The organism is Lapillicoccus sp. (assembly GCF_025353065.1).
GTDB lineage: Bacteria > Actinomycetota > Actinomycetes > Actinomycetales > Dermatophilaceae > Lapillicoccus.
Genome location: NZ_JANXRJ010000026.1, coordinates 22,521 through 39,187, shown reverse-complemented (window position 1 = coordinate 39,187; position 16,667 = coordinate 22,521). Strand labels below are relative to the sequence as shown.

Genomic DNA, 16,667 nt, shown 5'->3' with positions numbered 1-16,667 from the left:
CCGCCTGCTGTCCGATGAGGACAGTCGTCGGTCCCGTCGCGTCCAGTGTGAGGGGGATCTCTTCGCCGACGTTCGTCATGCGTCCACCCCGGCCCCGGACCGGCTCCTCGAGATGATCAGGCTGGCGATGAAGTTCGTCGCCAGGGTGAAGACGAAGAGGACGAGTCCCGCAGCGAGCAGCCCCGAGAGGGCCAGCCCCGACACCCCGGTGTTGTTGGCGATGAAGCCCGCGATGGTCGACCCGCCGTACTGCAGGATGTGCACCGTCGCCGAGGGGATCTGAGGGAGCAGGAGCGACACGGCGATCGTCTCCCCGAGGGCGCGCCCGAGCCCGAGCATCGAGCCACCGATGATCCCGCCGCGACCGAACGGGAGCACCACCGTGCGCAGCATCCCCCACCTGGTGGACCCCAGGGCGAGCGCCGCCTCCTTCTCCCCCGGCGGCACCTGCATGAAGACCTCGCGGACGATCGAGGTGATGATCGGCAGCGTCATCAGGGAGACGACGAGGCCGGCGATGGCGTAGGACGAGATGAGGGGTGCGCCCTGGTCGACCCGGAGGAACGGCACGAAGCCCAGGTGGTCGGAGACCCAGAGCGACAGAGGGGGCAGCAGGGGGGACAGGAAGGCGAAACCCCAGAGGCCGTAGAGGAGGCTGGGCAGCGCGGCCAGCAGGTCGACCAGGCCCATCATCATCGCCCGCAGCCGGCCGGTGGCGACGTCGGTGATGAAGAGCGCCGTGAGCACGCTCGTGGGGATGGCGACCGTGACGGCGATCAGCGCCACGGTCACCGTCCCGATGAGGAGACCGAGGACGCCGAGCACCGGCGGGCGCAGGTTGCTCGCGAAGTCGACGGTGGTGAAGAAGGACCACCCGCTCGCCGAGAGCGCCGGTCCGGCCTGGTCGACGAGGAAGACTGCGATCAACGTCAGGATCACCAGGACGAGGATCCCGGCGCCACGGGTGAGCCCGGAGAAGACGCGGTCCGACGGGGTGGAGCGGTCTCGGGGACGGACGCGGGCTCGTGGAGCGCGCTCGACAGGGATCTCGGCCACGAGGAGTCACTGTCCGGTCCGGGACTGACCGCCCGACGCTGCGAAGGTGAACACCCGACGTCGAGGGGGTCAACGCGGGGAATCGAGCCTGATCCCCTGTTGACCCGGGTTCCCTTGTCCCACACCATTCTCAAGGACGCGGACGTGGGGAACGTCGCGGTTCACCACACACCAGAACGTGCGCCACACAACTCAGGAAGGGTGGGCATGCGCTCGCTCCACACCGTCAGCCCATCTCGTGATGCCTATCGTCGCCCCCTCCACAGACGCGCACTCCACAGACGCGGACTGGTCCTCGTGCTCGCAGCGCTGGCCCTCCTCGTTCCCGCCGCCGCCTCGGGTGCGCCCTCGCCCGGCGACCCCGCCCCGCGGGTCCTCACGGACCCGAAGGCCGGCAGCGCGATCACACTGAGCGTCACTCCCGCGTCGCTCGCCGGCGTCAAGCAGGGCGACGTCGTCCACCTGCACTTCGCGGGGCTCACGGCGAACGAGTACGTCAACAGCATCGGCACCTGCCCCGCCGGGCTCCCCATCAGCAAGATGGCCCTCACCAACAAGAACACGGGTCAGCACGCCTGCGCGGCCCGCCTCCCCACCGGCCTCACGGGTGACACCGATCCGTCCTCGCTCAACACGCCCGGCCTGTCGACGTCCACCTACCACGCGAACCCGGACCTGAGCGGGAACGTCGACGTTGACTTCCTCGTCGGGTCCGGGACCTCGGTCGGCACCTACGGCTACACGGTCGACTTCACGCACGGCCCCTCCAAGACCTACCCCAGCCTGGCGTGCGACCCGACCCACCCCTGCACGATCGGTTTCGTCGTGCAACACGCGGACGGCATCACCAACTGGACCGACCTCACGAGCCTGACCCTCGCCCCGGGCCCGATCGGCGGGTCCGGCGCGCAGGGCTGCACCGGCCTCAGCGCCACCACCACCGTGACCGCCACCGGTCCCGAGCGGCTGCAGAACCCCATCGCGGCGCTCGACCGGTCCTTCTGCGCGGCCACCCCGTCCCCGATCCCCGTCTCCTACGTCCCGACCGGCCTGGGGGAGAACGACCCGTCCGGCGTCCCGACGGTCGGGACGACGTCCGACCTCGCCTTCATCGGCTCACCCGCCCTGACCAAGAGCCCGCTGGCCGCGGGCCAGGTGCGGATCCCCATCGCCCTCAACGCGGTCTCGGTCGCCCAGCTCGGCGGGTTGACCTCGCCGTCGCTCACGCCAGGGCAGCTCGCGTCCACCGTCACCGACCCCGGCTCGATCGCGCTGTCGACCTCGGACGTCGCGCGCATCGTCCTCCACGACTTCCCCACCTCCATCCCCGACACGCTGGCCACCACGGCGGCGGACGGCGCGAAGTACAACCCGCTCGGGGCCGCCATCCTGACCCGGTCCACGAACGCCAAGAAATTGCCCACGCTTGACCCCTCGCTCATCGGTTTCCCGTTCGTGATGGCTCCCACGACCACCTACTCCGTCGGGGAGGACTCCACCGCGATCGCTCTCTCGTCGCTGCTGGCGGCCGGGGCGCCGAGCGCGTGGACCTTCCCCGACAACGCGGTCAACCGCAGCCTCGGGCGGGCGACCAAGGCCGTCGGTCCGGTCAGCGACTTCGGGTCGCTGGTCGACCACTCGACCGTGGTCACGGGGACGGTGCTGACGTCCCAGACCTCCTCGGTCGGGGGTCTCTACAGCGCCAAGATCTCCAAGGACATCACCAGCGGCAACTACGCGAACATGTGTCCCTTCATCGCCAGCTCGGACCTCCCGCCTTACCAGAAGGCGCTGACCAAGGGCTGCCTCCGGTTCGCCGTCATGGACACCGCGACGGCCGCCACCATCTCCGTCACCTCGGCCCGGATCTCCGCGGGCACGGACTATGCGGCGCCCACGACGGGCACGATGCAGAAGGCTGCCGCGGGGGCCCTCGGCACCGCCGGCTACTACGCCAGCACCGACGCCTCCGCCTACCCGTTGACCTTCGTCGAGTACGCCGTCGTCCCCACGGCGCCGCTGCTGGACGACAGCTGCAAGCCGCGGACCCAGCAGACGACCCTCAAGGCCTACCTCTCGTATGCCGTCGGGGCCGGCCAGGGCAACCTCTCCGCCGGGTTGGCGCCCCTCACACCGCAGCTGGTGGCCCAGGCCAACGCAGCGATCGCGCAGATCGGCACCGGCAAGCCCACCGGGGCCTGCGCGCCGAAACCGGCTCCGACGCCGGCCGCCACCCCGACGCCGACCCCGGCCGCGACGCCGGCCCCTGCGGCCCCAAGTGTCGGCGTGGGGCCGGTCGCCGGCGACGGCGCCGCGTCGTCCTCGTCCGGCGCCTCCGGCGTGGTCGGCACGACGCCCACCGGGTCGGGAGCAGGCCGCACGGACACCCCGGCGGCACGCAACGCCGAGGCGGCCGCGCTCACGGAGCGGTCGACGCCGATCGCCGCGCGTCCGGTGTCCGCCGACATCGCGGTGGCCGCCTTCCAGGGCGCCGCGCACACCTCGACGACGTCGTCCCTGCTCGGCATGCTCGCCATCGTCCTGCTCCTGACGATCGGCGGCGCCGCGGCCGCCGGCCTGATCCCCGTCAAGCGGCTCACGGCCGCCTGGGGTCGTCGGGGACGTCGATGAGCACGCACGAACAGACCGTCGCACCAACGGTGCTCAGGATCTCGGCACCATCGTCACCCCGCCCCCCCTCGGCCGGTCACGCGTTCGGGCTCGGCCCGGCCCCACGATCGGAGCCCGCCCCACCGACGCCACCATCCTGGGGCCCGGACGCCGTCCGCAGCGGGGTGCGGACGGCGGCAGTCTGGGTCCTGCTCCTCGTCGTTGCGGCCGGTCTCGTCTGCTACCCGGTGGGTCCGCTCTTCGAGTCGCGGGAGCAGGTCACCCGCACGGACGACCTGCGGCTGGCCATCGGCCAGGCCTACGGCGCCGCGAACAACAGCCTCGAGGGGGCCGCGCCCGTGACACGGGCACCCGCTCTCGGCACGCCAGTCGCCCTGCTCCAGATGCCGCGACTCGCGGCTCAGCAGGCCGTGGCGGAGGGCGCCACCTCCGAGATCATGCGCGGCGGCGTGTCCCACGTGCCGGGCACGGCCGGTCCCGGTCAACCCGGGAACTCGGTCTTCATCGGGCGTCGGGCCGCATTCGCCGGACCCTTCGGTGACCTCGGCGCCTTCCGGGTGGGCGACCAGATCATCTGCGTCACGACCCAGGGCCAGAGCACCTACGTGGTCTCGCAGGTCACGCGGACCGCCGTCGGCGACGGTCTCTACGACCCGAGTGCCGGTGACCAGCTGACCCTGGCCACGTCCGACAGCCTCCTGCCGTGGAGCTCTAGAGCCGGGCTCGTCGTGACCGCCAAGCTGCAGGGGGCACCGTTCGTGCCCACCCCGCAGAACGGGTACGCGCCCGAGACCGACGGTCGCCACGGAGACACCTCCGCGTGGCCCCTCCTCGTCCTCGAGCTGCTGGCCCTCGTCGTCGCGGTCACCGCGACGATCCGGCTCTACCGCCGGTGGTCCCGGTCGATGACCTACCTCGTCACGACACCGGCCCTGGTCGCCCTCACGATCTTCACCAGCCTCACGGCGAGCCGGCTGCTGCCGGGATGGTTCTGACGCCGATGCCCGACCTCCAGGTCCCCGGTGCGAGGACGTCGCGGGCGAGGTTCCAGCTCTACGTCGCGACCGACGTGCCGTTGTGGCGCCTCCTCGGTGGCAACAACCGGGCATACGGCCGATCCGTCCGTCCCATGCTCTCCGTGACGGAGGCCCAGCGGTCCTGCCTGCTGGCGGCGACGGCTGCCGTCCGAGGCACGTTCGAGCTGTCCAGCGCCTCCGGCCGCGCCTGGACGTGGGTGCTGATCTTCGAGGGGGAACCGGTGGCGCGATCCGACAGCCCCTACGGTCGGCGGATCGAGTGCCGGGCGAGCGCGGCCCGGTTCAAGGCCGCCGCACCGGCCGCGATGCTGACGATCGTCCGGTATGTCCCGCGGGAGCTGGCTTCGACATCTCGCGTCAGCCTGGGCAACGTCGGCCGTTCACCTTTGTGGGACAACGGTGTTCATGGACCACTGGGGAGATAGCCACGGCGGTACGAGCCGCCGGAAAAACCAACGTGGAGGACCAATGCATTCCTTTCGCATGACGCTGATGGCCGCGGTGACAGGCCTCGCCGCAGTCATCGCCGTGGGCACCGGGCCGGCGCTCGCGCTGCCCGTCTCGAACAAGACCGCGGACACCCTGACCTTCGTGGGTTCCGACACCACCCAGTACCTCGACGACGCGTTCTGCGCCGCGATCAACAACAACACCAACGGCGACAACCCGAAGCCGGCTTCCGGCGCGACCGACACCTGCGTCAACGTGCACGCCTTCGCGGCCCCGGGCGAGACGACCAAGGTCGCCCCGGCCGACGCCTTCAGCCCGGCCTGCACCTGGAGCATCCCCCCGAGCACGGCACCGTCCGGCTCGTCCTGCCTGAGCGGCGGCAACGGCATGGAGACCGCGCCGTCGGGCTCCGGCGCCGGCGCCGCCCGCCAGGAGGCCAACCCCACCGACGCCTCCGTCGACGTGGGTCGGGCCTCCTCGCTCCAGTGCAGCTCCTCGCGCCCCAACCTCGAGTGCTACGCCTACGCGCGTGACGCGGTCGGCTACGCCACCTACCGCACGCAGAAGATCACCCTCACGACCGCGCAGATCCAGGGGATCTACAACTGCTCCATCACGGACTGGAGCCAGATCCCGAAGGCGGGTTCCGGCGCCATCGCCCGGTTCTTCCCGCAGACCGGCTCCGGCACGGGCTCGTTCTTCGTGGCCAACTTCCTCAACGGCGTCGACCCGCGGCTCAGCTCGACCTGCACCGTCACGCAGGTCGCGGAGAACGACGGCAGCGCCATCCCGTCCGCCTCGCGGGCCAACGCCATCGTCCCGTTCTCGGCCGGTTCCTGGATCGCCCAGGGCAACGCCGTCGTCCCCGACACCCGCAACGCCATCACGCTCGGCAAGGTCACGGTGGGCAGCACGACGTTCGCCCTGACCGGAGGGTCGGCCGGGGCGTACACGCCCAACGCCGCCGCCTACAAGGAGGGTTCGGCCTACCCCGGCGCCCGCTACGTCTTCCACAACGTCGACAACCGCGCACCGCAGTACGGCCCGGCCCTGCGCTTCATCGGCTTCGACGCCACCGGCAAGAGCAAGCTGTGCTCGGGCGCCTACGCCTCGACGCTCAAGCAGTACGGCTTCCAGGCCCTGGCCAACATCTCGGGTGACGCTCCCGACGCCGGGACCTGCCGGCTGATCCTGCAGTAGTCAGGATCCAGCAGCAGCAACGCCGCTCACGGCTTCACGACAGCAACGGTGGCCCGGGGAGAACGTTCCCCGGGCCACCGTTCTGCGCGTCCCCCCTTCCGCGTACCGGACTCGCGATCCTCGCAGTCCGGGGCCCTCAGGTGGCCCAGGATCGCGAGGATCGCGAGTCCGGAAGGCGGCAGGGCATCACTCGTGGCTCCCGCGAGACCGAAAGATCGCCAGCTGTCCGAGCCGTCGTCCGGGTCAGCACTTTCAAAGCCAGGCCTCATGAGGTCTGGTCCTCGGGCGGTCGTGGCAGTCTTGGGCCATGGTGTCCTCACGTCCGGCGCGCCTGATGGGACTCGAGCACTTCGCGGGGACGGGGTTCCGCCTCTGGGAGATGTCTGTCGAGGGTGCGTGGCCGCCCGCGTCAATTCACGCGGCCGTTCGACCACTCGTGGAGCAGTTCGCCGCAGAGGTGCACGGTGATGCGGGGTTCGTCCTCGTGCACACCGCGCGTCCCGCCTTCTTCGTCCTGGCGCACGTATGGGATGGCGTCGACCTGATCCAACGAAGTTGGACCGCATCCCTCGAGGCCCCCACCGTGCTGGAACGTCATCGCGACGGCGCCATCGGCTGCGTGTGGGAGCTCGAGGTCATCTCCGCCGAGCGCGAACGCTGGGCCGCCGTGTGCGAGCGGGATGGCGCGATGGACCACTACCTCGGCGCCAGCGACTGACGAGAGCGGTCATCACGTCACGGCCAGAAGGCATGGTCTGCGCAGCCTCCCAGATCAGGCGCGGGCCAGTTCCACGTTCGACTGGTGGGGGGCCTGCGCGCTGCGGACGACGGTCGTCGCCTTCTACGTCCAATCGCTCACCGACCCGCTCGACAACCTGCTCACCCTCAAGGCGGGGTGAGGGTTGATCCCGTCCGACCGTCCCGGCCCGAGGCCGACAACGCCCCGGCTGCGTCAATGACGCAGCCGGGGCGTTGTGTGTTCCTGTCGCGGAGCAGGTGGAGCAGGTGGAGCGGATCAGTTGGCGTCAGCCACCGGCGCGGCCGCAGCGCCGGGGACCTCGGTGGGGAGCAGGACCTCGGTGTCACCGGGGTAAGGGACCGTGAAGTGGTTGGTGGAATACCAGATGTCGCGGTTCTCCTGCGCCATGTTGACCATGTCCTCGGTCCGGAAGTTCTGCTTGGCCGACCACGCTGCCCACGCCTTCTCCACCGGGCCGGCCGTCGCCGCGAGCGCCGGGTTGGTGGCGGTCAGGGAGATCTGGTTCGGCCGCACGGCATACGGCGTGAGGTCGGCGTCGGGGGTGAAGGCTTGGTACATCGGCTCGGCCGTCAGGTCCTGCTGGTTCATCGGCGGCAGCCCGAGGATCTGCTCGATCGTCCGGACGACGTTGAGCTGGCTGTAGTACGAGTGGTCGACGGTGCCGTGCGCGGCATACGGGCTCACGACCAGGGTCGGACTGCGGTGGCCGTCGACGTGGTCGACCCCGTTCTGGGAGTCGTCCTCGACGACGAAGATCGCGGTGTTCTTCCAGTAGGGGCTGTGCGAGATGGTGTCGATGATCCGTCCCGTGGCCAGGTCGTTGTCCGCGACGTAGGCCGAGGGGGTGATGGCCCCGGGGTAGGTCCCTGCCGTGTGGTCGGCCATGACCCACATCATGTTGAGAGCCGGCAGGTTGGCGTTCTTGACGTAGCCCGCGAAGTCCTTCTGGAAGAGGTCGGCGCGGTACTGGTCGGGGATGTTGAGGTCGAAGTTGGGGAAGTTCGGCTTCGTCACCTGGGCCAGGGAGGGGATGTCGGTCTTGGCCTTGTAGGACCCGATCGGGTAGTTGAGCGGGCCCGTCGCCTTGCCTTCGAGGACCTGGGAGTCGTGGTACCACTGCGGCCAGCTGCCGGTCACGGTGCCGTTGCCCGCCGGGTCGACGTAACGGTCGATCTGCTCGCCCCAGTTGGTGACGGACTTGCCGTGGACCAGGGCGTTGTCCCAGATCCAGCCGGTCTTGACGTCGCTCAGCGGGTCACCGGTCTGGTATGAGCGCTCGTAGTTGCCGTACATCTGCTGCATGTAGTTGTTGACGAAGGCCTGGTCGAGCCAGTGGTGACCCTCGGCGGAGTTGGTGCCGTCGGAGTAGAGGTTGTCGACCAGCGGGAACTGCTTCGCCAGGGCGTGGATGTTGGGCGTGGTGGCGCCACCGAACTGGGCCAGCGACGGGTCGCCGTTGCCCCGGGTGTCGTCGCCGAGCACCTGGTCGTAGGTGCGGTTCTCCTTGACGATGAGGAACACGTGCTGGATCGTCGAGGGGTCGCCGACGTGCAGCGGCACGGGGACCGGCTTCGCGTTACCGCTGCCCGCCCGGTTGCGCTCGCTGAGGCCGTTCCACTGGTTGTTGGCGAAGACCTGCTTCGTGAAGGTCGCCATCTGGGCGTTCGTCGGCACGGGCAGGGTCTGCAGGGTGCCGATGAAGTTGTAGCCGAGGTGGGACGTCGCGGGGTTGGTGCCGACCCCCTGGACGTTGGTGCCGTCGGGACCGACCGAGCCGACGCCCTGCTCGCTGGCGACGACGAGGCGCTTGAGGGAGGTGCTGAAGCCCAGACCGGTGGGGAACGAGCCGGTGGGGATGAGGCCCTCGAAGCTCGGCGAGCTGTAGGCGTCGGTGTAGGTGTAGACCGCGACCGCGTTGTCGCGGCCGAGGCTCACCGCGAGGTGGGTCGGGTCCAGCATCGTCAGGCCGTTGGGCTGGGCTCCGAAGGGCGAGCCGGGAGCCGGGTTGGCCACCCAGGTGCGTCCGACCCGCTGCTTCACGGTGTCGATGCTCGCCACGGTGTCGTCGTCGGTGTTGGTGACCACGACCGACGACCCTACGGCGAGCAGGGCGCTCGGCTCGAGCCCGACCTTGAACGTCGTCAGCTGGGTGCCGGCGACGAGGTCGACCTCGGAGACGGACCCGGTGGAGGGCACCGCCTGGTTGTTGTTGGTGACGATCGGCGTGCCGTAGGACAGGTCCGTCCGGTCGCCGGGTTTGGCGGGCCGGCCGCCCTGGTTGCTGACGTAGGCCTTGCCGTCCACGACCACGACACCGTTGGGCGCGTTGCCGACGGGGATCTGCCGGGTGACGGTGGCGGTCGTCGTGTCGACGACGGCCAGGGTGTTGTTCGCGCTGAGGGTCACGAGCAGGTCCGTGCCGTTGGGCGCCCACGCCATCCCCGCCGGGACCGCCAGGTTCGTCCCGACGCCCGGGAGGGCGATCGTCACCTGTCCGGAGAGGGTGCCGTCGGCCGCGACGTCGAAGCGGGCGAGGCCCGCCGGCTGCGCCGCATACACGTGCGTGCCGGTCTTGTCGTAGATGATGCCGCCGTTGGAGATCTTGCCGGTGCCGGTCTGCTGGCGCACCGTGTGCCGCACGAGGTCGAACACCGTGACGATGCCCGTGGTCGCGCCGCCGGTGTTGAGGGCCACGGCCGATCGGCCGTCGGGGCTGAGGGCGAGCCCGAACGGCCGCCCGGTCACCTTGGTGACGTCGCCGGCCGGGGTGACGAACTGGTTGGTCTGCGTGAGGTAGGAGCTGTCGGCCTGCAGGCCGACCGTCTTCGTCCCGAGGGGGGTGTTGCCGAACGCGCCGGCTGCGTATGCCGCGCCGCTGCCGACCGCGACCGCGGTGACCGCCGCGGCGACCACCAGGGTCTGTCTCTTGTGCATCCTCATTGGTGCCGTCCTTCTCGAATCCATAGCTGACAGCTGGCGAGGCTAGGGACGGAGGCTGGGACGCACGTGCCACTCAGTCATCGGCCGGGTGAAGGCTCGGCGACCGCGAGGTGTCCGACAGGTCAGCAGCAGGTCAAGTGCGCTCGACCCGAGGGGAAGGGCCCGCGCGGAAGGTCAGGTCTCGCGCGAGATCGCCTTGAGCCGGTCGAGGGCCTCGAGCCTCTCGACCTTGTGGTCCACCATCGGTGGCGGGTAGTCCGCGGGTGGCTCGTCCTGCGTCCACGGCTGGTGCACGGCCGCGCCCGGTATGGCGCGCAGCTGCGGCACCCAGCGCCGCACGTAGTCGCCGGTCGGGTCGAACTTCTCGCCCTGGCTGACGGGGTTGAAGACCCGGAAGTAGGGTGCCGCGTCGGTGCCCGTGCCCGCCGTCCACTGCCAGCCGTGCTGGTTGTTGGCGAGGTCGCCGTCGATGAGGTGATCCATGAAATGCCTTGCGCCACGGGTCCATTCGAGGTGGAGATCCTTGACGAGGAAGGACGCGACGATCATCCGCACCCGGTTGTGCATCCACCCCTCGGCGAGCAGCTGACGCATCCCGGCGTCGACGATGGGGAAGCCGGTCTCGCCCTTCGCCCACGTCTCGAAGGCCTCGTCGGCATGCTTCCCGCCGTCGTACCTCATCCGCTTCATGTCGGGCTTGAAGTAGTCGTGCGCGCTGCTCGGCCAGTGGTGGAGCACCTGCCCGTAGAAGTCGCGCCAGCAGATCTGCCGCCGGTAGGCGTCGTTGCCGCCCTCGAGGTCGACGAGCATCGTGCGGGGGTGGATGGTGCCCCACTTGAGGTGTGGCGACATCCGGGAGGTCTGGTCGAGATCGGGGCGGTTGCGGATCTTCGCGTAGTGACGAAGACCATTCTCCTGAAAGGCTTTCCACGTCTCGAGGGCAGCCGCCTCACCCGCCTCGGGGAGCTCCGCGTCGGTGGCCGGGTCGTCCGGGATCGCGTCGCCGTCGACCACGAGCCACGTCACCCTCGCCGGGTCGGAGTCCGCAGGCCTACGCCAGCCGTGCTCGGACCACGCGCGGTAGAACGGGGTGAAGACCTTGTAGGGGGTGCCGTCGGCCTTGAGCACGCGACCGGGGGCGACGGCATACGGCGAGCCGGTGGGGACGAGCGGCACCTCGCCCAGCGCCGCCGCGACGCGCTCGTCGCGACGCGCGCCGTAGGGTCCGAAGTCGGCGCTGACGTGCACGGCGGCGGCGCCGATCTCCTGGACGAGGGCCGGCACGACGTCCTGCGGCGTGCCGTGACGGACCGTGAGGGCGCCGCCGTGCGAACGGAGGTCGGCGTCGAGGGCACGCAGGGTGCGGAACAGGTATGCCGTGCGCGGCCCCCCGCTGCTCGCCAGCAGCGTGTCGTCGAGGACGAAGAGCGCCGTGACCGGACCGTGGCTCGCCGCGGTCATCAGCGCGGCGTGGTCGCCGAGCCTCAGGTCACGCCGGAACCACAGCACCGACGGGGGCTCGGACGCGGGCTCGGACGGGTGCTGCTCAGCCACGGAGCTCCTGACGAATTGCCTTGCGGAACAACGGTGGCAGAAACCTCAGCATGAGGACCGACCACGTCAGGTGGGTCAGTGCCGGGGCCTGGATGCCCCCCGACGCCCGGCGCTGCAGGCCGAAGAGCGCCCCCATGACGCCGCCGGCGAGGACGAGCGCGGGGTTGCGCGACGCGGCGGTGACCGCGGTGTAGGCGAGGGTCGAGGTGAGCACGGGGTGCTCATCGCGGAAGACGGAGTAGAGCGCGCCGCGGAAGAAGAGCTCCTCCGCGATCCCGTTGGTGCAGGTGGTGAGGACGACGAGGGGGGTGGACCCCTGGTCGGCGTAGCGCAGCACGTTGCCGATGGCTCCCTCGAGCAGGGGGATCTCCCTCGCGACCAACGCGGCGCCGTAGAACGCGCCGAAGGCGAGCACGCCCGTCCCGATCGGGGTGAGGACCGGACGACGTGTCGACTCGCCGAGGGTGCGGATCCAGCCGAGGTGCAGCGGTCCCGAGGCGATCGCCCCAGCGGTCCACGTCGCCGCCAGCGCACCGGTGAGCACGTAGAACCGTCGCGACCCGGGCTTGGCGGCGAGCGAGAGCCCCAGCAGGCCGGCACCGGCGACACCGAAGCCGGAGACGATCTGGCGACGACGCATCCGGATGGCGTCGCTCTCCTCGTAGACCGGGGGCACCTGCTCGGCCATCGGCTTGGGGAGGACGTCGATCAGTCGCCGACGCGCCTCGTCCCAGAGGCGCTCGGCCCAGTCGCCGTCAGCCTGGTCGTGCCCGGTCCGGTCGCGTTCTGCCCCAGCGGTGCCGGGCCGGTGCCGTCCCGCCGAGCTCATCCGGAGACCTTCTTCGCGTCCTGCTCCTCGGCGCGTTCCTGCAGGGCCTGCCGCACCGCGTCGTCGTAGCCCATCGGCTCGAAGGGCACCAGCTGCCGGATCGTGTCGTCGCGGACGACGACCTCGTTGCTCATCGAGTCGATGAGCGACCGGCCGGTCTGGGTGTCGACGTCGGTGACGAGCGACAGCCAGCGCGCGGAGAGCGACGGGGTCAGCAGCGGCACCGCCTGGAGGAACAGGGGACGGTTCTGGATGGTGGCCACCCGTTTCATCATCGTGGAGTACTCGAGGACCTCCGGTCCGCCGATGTCGAAGGCGTGTCCCGCCGCTGCGTCGATGGTGAGGACGGCGACGAGATAGCGGATGACGTCGGCGACGGCGATCGGCTGGGTACGCGTCTTGACCCACTTGGGGGTGATCATCGCGGGCAGATGCTGGACGAGCTGGCGGGTCAGCTCCCACGAGATGCCACCGTTGCCGATGATGATCCCGGCGCGCAGCGTCGTCACGGGCACGCCGGCGTCGCCGAGCAGGTGCTCGACCTGGCGCCGGCTGCGCAGGTGCGCGGACAGGGTGTCGCTGTCGTCGCCGAGTCCGCCGAGGTAGACGATGCGCTGCAGCCCCGCGGTCTTGGCGGCCCGACCGAAGGACCCGGCCGCCTGCGCGTCCTTGGTCTCGAAGTCCTCGTCGTCGAGGGAGTGCACGAGGTAGTAGGCCGCGTCGCAGCCGACGAGCGCTGCGCTGAGGCTCTCGGGCTCCGCGACGTCGGCATACACGGCCCGCCCGGGCCCGGCATACGTCTCCGGGTGGCGGGTCATCGCGATCACGTCGTGCCCGGCCTCGACGAGGGCGGGGGTGAGACGGCGGCCGACGAACCCGGAGGCGCCGGCGACGAGGACCTTCACTCCGGGTGCCCGAGGGTGCGGTCGTCGCTCACGCTGTGGGGGCGGGTGAGATCGCCGGTCCGGGAGGCCACGCCATCAGCGTACAAACCTTCGACCGACACTGCACCCGAGCGGCGCGGCACCCAGCCACACGAGCCTCACGCCTGCTCTGTACCCCGACCGATAAGTGGCGGTACGGTCGGGCCACTCCCGACGACGACAGGATGCTGACCGATGGCCACGATCGAGGATCATCTCGCCCCCGTTCTCGACGCACTGGCCCCCGTTCTCGAGGTGGCGGCTCGGCACGCCGGCGACGTCGACGAGCGAGGGCGCTATCCGCAGGAGGCGGTCGACGCCCTGCGGGGGTCCGGACTGCTGGGACTCACCCTCCCGGAGGGCGTGGGCGGGATGGGGGCCGGACCCGAGGTGTTCTCCCGGGTCACCGGCAGGCTCGCCGGGGCGTGCGGGTCCACGGCCATGATCTACCTCATGCACGTGGCGGCGGCGATGCCGCTCGCCGCCAGTCCCCCGAGCGGGCTCGACGTGCTCAAGGGCATGGCCGGTGGAGAGCTTCTGGGCAGCCTGGCGTTCAGCGAGAAGGGCAGCCGAAGCCACTTCTGGGCGCCCGTCTCGCAGGCGTCCGTCACGCCGGACGGGATGCGTCTGACGGCGGACAAGAGCTGGGTCACCTCGGCCGGTCACGCCGACATCTACGTCGTCAGCACCCGCTCGGTCGACGCCGACACGCCCACCACTGCCGACCTGTATGCCGTGACGGCCGACCACGGGGGCTTCGAGGTCTCGGCGCCCTGGCTCGGGATGGGCCTCCGGGGCAACTCCTCCTCACCGATGCGCTTCGACACTGCGGTCGACGACACCCTGCGGCTGGGTGACTCCGGCGCAGCCTTCGGCACGATGATGGGTGTCGTCCTGCCGTGGTTCAACCTCGGCAACGCCTCGATCACCCTCGGACTGGCCCGGTCTGCTCTCGAGGCGGCCGTCCGGCACGTCAGCGGTGCCCGGTTGGAGCACCTCGACACGCGGCTCGCGGATCTCCCGACGATCCGGGCCCGGATCGGTCGGGCCGGCACGGTCCTGGCGGCCATGGAGGAGTACGTCTGGGCCACGGCGCGCAAGATCGCCGAGCCCGCCGACGACACCATGCTCTACGTCCTCGGCGCCCGGGCGGCCGCCAACGACGCGGCCCTCGACATCACCGACGAAGCCATGCGGGTGTGCGGGGGCGCCGCCTTCTCGAAGCACCTCCCCGTCGAGCGGGCCTTCCGCGACGCCCGCGCCGGACACGTCATGGCTCCGACCTCCGACGTGCTCTACGACTTCTACGGCAAGGCGCTGTGCGGGATGGATCTCTTCTGATGGCTGCCCTCGTCGTGGGCGCCGTCGCTTACACCGCCAACGTCGTCCCGATCTGGGAGGGCATCCGGGAGTACTTCGCGGACTCGTCGGCCCCGATGGACTTCGTCCTCTACTCCAACTACGAGCGGCAGGTCGACGCCCTTCTCGCCGGGCACGTCGACGTCGCGTGGAACACCAACCTCGCCTACCTCCGGACCGTCGGGCTGACCGGCGGCACCTGCCGGGCGCTGGCGCAACGCGACACCGACGTGACCTTCAAGACGGTGCTGGTGGCGCGCGAGGGGTCGGGGCTGCACGGTCTCGAGAGCGTGCGCGGGCAACGACTCGCCCTGGGCTCCAAGGACTCCGGCCAGGCGCGCATCCTGCCCATCAAGTTCCTCGCCGATGCCGGCATCAGCCTCGATGACGTGCGTCCGGTCATCTTCGACTCCGACGTGGGCAAGCACGGTGACACGGGGCGCAGCGAGCTCGACGCCCTGCAGGCGGTGCTCGGCGACGAGGCCGACGTAGCGGCGCTGGGCATCACGACGTGGCAGCAGCTGAAGCAGGCCGGCGAGCTGGGCGTCGAGGAGGTGTGGACCAGCCCCGACTACTGTCACTGCAACTTCACGGCGCTCGCCTCCCTCGACGATGATCGCGCCGAGGCGTGGACCTCCCACCTGCTCGCGATGGACTGGGACGTCCCCGAGCACCGCCGCATCCTCGAGCTCGAGGGGTTGACGCGGTGGGTCCGTCCGCAGCTCGAGGGGTATCGCTCGCTCGAAGAGGCCATGCGCGAGCAGGCGATCCCGCTCACGTGGTGACGACCGCCGGGCCGGATCAGGTCCGGTCCGCGCGTCGGGCACAGCTGTCCATCCGGCTCGTCGACGTCGTCGGTCGACTGGCCGCCGGCACGACGACGCTGGTGCCGGTCGAGTCGCCGGCCGAGGTGGAGGTCGTCGACACCTGGTGCCGTGGCACCGGCAACAGCGTGCTCGCGGTCCATCCCGATGCCGTCGAGGTCTACCGAGGTCGGCTCAGCGACCTCGACAGCATCCTGCCGCCCGACCGTATGCCGGGTCGTCGCCTGTGGCTCTACACGAACTTCCACTGCAACCTGGCCTGTGACTACTGCTGCGTCTCGTCGTCTCCCAAGGCGGACCCTCGCGTCCTCGGCGTGGACTCGGTGGCGGCGCTGGTGACCGAGGCCGGCGAGGCTGGCGCGACCGAGCTGTTCCTCACCGGCGGGGAGCCGCTCATGCACCCGGCCATCGCCGAGGTCGTCGCGATCTGCACGACCGCGGCCCCCACCGTGATGCTCACGAACGCCATGCTCTTCCGGGGAGCCCGCCTGCGGGCCCTGGACTCCATGCCGCGCGAGGCCCTCACCCTCCAGGTGAGCCTCGACTCCGCCACCCCCGACCTCCACGACAGGCATCGTGGTGCCGGGACCTGGGCGCGGGCGGTCGAGGGGATCCGGACGGCGCGGGAGATGGGCTTCACGGTACGCATCGCCATGACCGTCGCCTCTCGTGCGGGTGGCGAGGAGGTCGAGGTCGAGCGCTTTGCGGCCACTCTCGGCATCAGGCCCGGGCAGCTGGTCGTGCGGCACATCGCCAAGGAGGGGGAGGCCACCCAGGGGATCGTCCTCACCCGGGCGACCCTCGTGCCCGAGGTGTGCGCGACCGCCGACGGCATCTGGTGGCATCCGGTGGGGGCCACCGACGAGGCGATGCGGGTCAGCGCCGACCTGCTGCCGCTCCGGCCGACGATCGAGGCGATCCGTGAGGAGTACCTCGGCTATCGGCGGCGTGGCGACGTCCTGGCCGCGAGCTTCCCGTGCGCGTGACGGCGACCGGGGGAGGGGCGCCGGCGGGCAGGGGCACCGCCGTCCACCAGAGGCCGTAACCGCGACGTCATTCCTGTCCGAGCCCGTGAGGTCTAGCGTGGTGCTGCACGGCTCACCC

Annotated in this window: 13 protein-coding genes; 8 read left to right on the top strand and 5 right to left on the bottom strand. The window is 70.5% G+C overall.

What is annotated here, in order from left to right:
* Positions 1-75: 75 nt before the first annotated feature.
* The gene (gene pstC, locus Q0R63_RS01870; RefSeq protein ID WP_295693163.1) at positions 76-1,056 is read right to left on the bottom strand and encodes a phosphate ABC transporter permease subunit PstC; all 981 of its coding nucleotides are present in this window, start codon (positions 1,054-1,056) and stop codon (positions 76-78) included.
* A 297-nt stretch (positions 1,057-1,353) separates the two neighbouring features.
* Between pstC and Q0R63_RS01865 the strand changes: the two genes are divergently transcribed.
* From Q0R63_RS01865 to Q0R63_RS01845, 5 genes are all read left to right on the top strand, one after another.
* Positions 1,354-3,687 carry a hypothetical protein gene (locus Q0R63_RS01865; protein ID WP_295693160.1) on the top strand — a complete coding sequence of 778 codons (2,334 nt, stop codon included), beginning with the start codon at positions 1,354-1,356 and terminating at the stop codon, positions 3,685-3,687.
* Positions 3,684-4,682, top strand: a complete 999-nt coding sequence (locus Q0R63_RS01860) for a sortase (protein ID WP_295693158.1) — start codon at positions 3,684-3,686, stop codon at positions 4,680-4,682. Before Q0R63_RS01865 ends, Q0R63_RS01860 begins: the two co-directional genes overlap by 4 nt.
* Positions 4,683-4,687: 5 nt before the next feature.
* On the top strand, positions 4,688-5,149 hold the full coding sequence (locus Q0R63_RS01855; protein WP_295693156.1) for a hypothetical protein: 462 nt from the start codon (positions 4,688-4,690) through the stop codon (positions 5,147-5,149).
* 58 nt (positions 5,150-5,207) lie between these two features.
* Positions 5,208-6,374, top strand: coding sequence for a substrate-binding domain-containing protein (locus tag Q0R63_RS01850; RefSeq protein ID WP_295693153.1), 1,167 nt, complete (start codon positions 5,208-5,210; stop codon positions 6,372-6,374).
* 307 nt (positions 6,375-6,681) lie between these two features.
* Positions 6,682-7,092 carry a hypothetical protein gene (locus Q0R63_RS01845; RefSeq protein ID WP_295693150.1) on the top strand — a complete coding sequence of 137 codons (411 nt, stop codon included), beginning with the start codon at positions 6,682-6,684 and terminating at the stop codon, positions 7,090-7,092.
* Positions 7,093-7,389: 297 nt separating this feature from the next.
* Here the strand turns inward: Q0R63_RS01845 and Q0R63_RS01840 are convergent, their stop codons facing one another.
* From Q0R63_RS01840 to Q0R63_RS01825, 4 genes are all read right to left on the bottom strand, one after another.
* A complete protein-coding gene (locus Q0R63_RS01840; protein WP_295693147.1) occupies positions 7,390-10,068 on the bottom strand; it encodes an alkaline phosphatase family protein in 2,679 nt (892 codons plus the stop codon).
* A 180-nt stretch (positions 10,069-10,248) separates the two neighbouring features.
* Positions 10,249-11,628 (bottom strand): deoxyribodipyrimidine photo-lyase, encoded by a 1,380-nt coding sequence (locus Q0R63_RS01835; RefSeq protein ID WP_295693144.1) that lies wholly within the window; start codon positions 11,626-11,628, stop codon positions 10,249-10,251.
* Positions 11,621-12,457: a type II CAAX endopeptidase family protein gene (locus Q0R63_RS01830; protein ID WP_295693141.1), complete on the bottom strand. Its 837-nt coding sequence runs from the start codon at positions 12,455-12,457 to the stop codon at positions 11,621-11,623. The genes Q0R63_RS01835 and Q0R63_RS01830 overlap by 8 nt, the downstream gene beginning before the upstream one ends.
* Positions 12,454-13,362, bottom strand: a complete 909-nt coding sequence (locus Q0R63_RS01825; RefSeq protein WP_295693137.1) for an NAD(P)H-binding protein — start codon at positions 13,360-13,362, stop codon at positions 12,454-12,456. The genes Q0R63_RS01830 and Q0R63_RS01825 overlap by 4 nt, the downstream gene beginning before the upstream one ends.
* Before the next feature lie 213 nt (positions 13,363-13,575).
* On the opposite strand from Q0R63_RS01825, the gene Q0R63_RS01820 reads away from it, so the two are divergent.
* From Q0R63_RS01820 to Q0R63_RS01810, 3 genes are read left to right on the top strand one after another with little or no spacing between them, the layout of a single operon-like run.
* Complete coding sequence (locus tag Q0R63_RS01820; RefSeq protein WP_295693134.1) at positions 13,576-14,721, top strand: acyl-CoA dehydrogenase family protein; 1,146 nt, start codon at positions 13,576-13,578, stop codon at positions 14,719-14,721.
* Positions 14,721-15,524, top strand: coding sequence for a PhnD/SsuA/transferrin family substrate-binding protein (locus tag Q0R63_RS01815; protein ID WP_295693131.1), 804 nt, complete (start codon positions 14,721-14,723; stop codon positions 15,522-15,524). The genes Q0R63_RS01820 and Q0R63_RS01815 overlap by 1 nt, the downstream gene beginning before the upstream one ends.
* Positions 15,518-16,549 (top strand): radical SAM protein, encoded by a 1,032-nt coding sequence (locus tag Q0R63_RS01810; RefSeq protein WP_295693127.1) that lies wholly within the window; start codon positions 15,518-15,520, stop codon positions 16,547-16,549. The genes Q0R63_RS01815 and Q0R63_RS01810 overlap by 7 nt, the downstream gene beginning before the upstream one ends.
* Positions 16,550-16,667 lie beyond the last annotated feature (118 nt).

Excerpts from the sequence above, each read along its gene's own strand:
- Q0R63_RS01815 (WP_295693131.1), top strand. The coding sequence starts at position 14,721 with ATGGCTGCCCTCGTCGTGGGCGCCGTCGCTTACACCGCCAACGTCGTC.
- Q0R63_RS01830 (WP_295693141.1), bottom strand. The coding sequence starts at position 12,457 with ATGAGCTCGGCGGGACGGCACCGGCCCGGCACCGCTGGGGCAGAACGC.
- Q0R63_RS01820 (WP_295693134.1), top strand. The coding sequence starts at position 13,576 with ATGGCCACGATCGAGGATCATCTCGCCCCCGTTCTCGACGCACTGGCC.
- Q0R63_RS01860 (WP_295693158.1), top strand. The coding sequence starts at position 3,684 with ATGAGCACGCACGAACAGACCGTCGCACCAACGGTGCTCAGGATCTCG.
- Q0R63_RS01850 (WP_295693153.1), top strand. The coding sequence starts at position 5,208 with ATGACGCTGATGGCCGCGGTGACAGGCCTCGCCGCAGTCATCGCCGTG.
- Q0R63_RS01845 (WP_295693150.1), top strand. The coding sequence starts at position 6,682 with ATGGTGTCCTCACGTCCGGCGCGCCTGATGGGACTCGAGCACTTCGCG.
- Q0R63_RS01840 (WP_295693147.1), bottom strand. The coding sequence starts at position 10,068 with ATGCACAAGAGACAGACCCTGGTGGTCGCCGCGGCGGTCACCGCGGTC.
- Q0R63_RS01855 (WP_295693156.1), top strand. The coding sequence starts at position 4,688 with ATGCCCGACCTCCAGGTCCCCGGTGCGAGGACGTCGCGGGCGAGGTTC.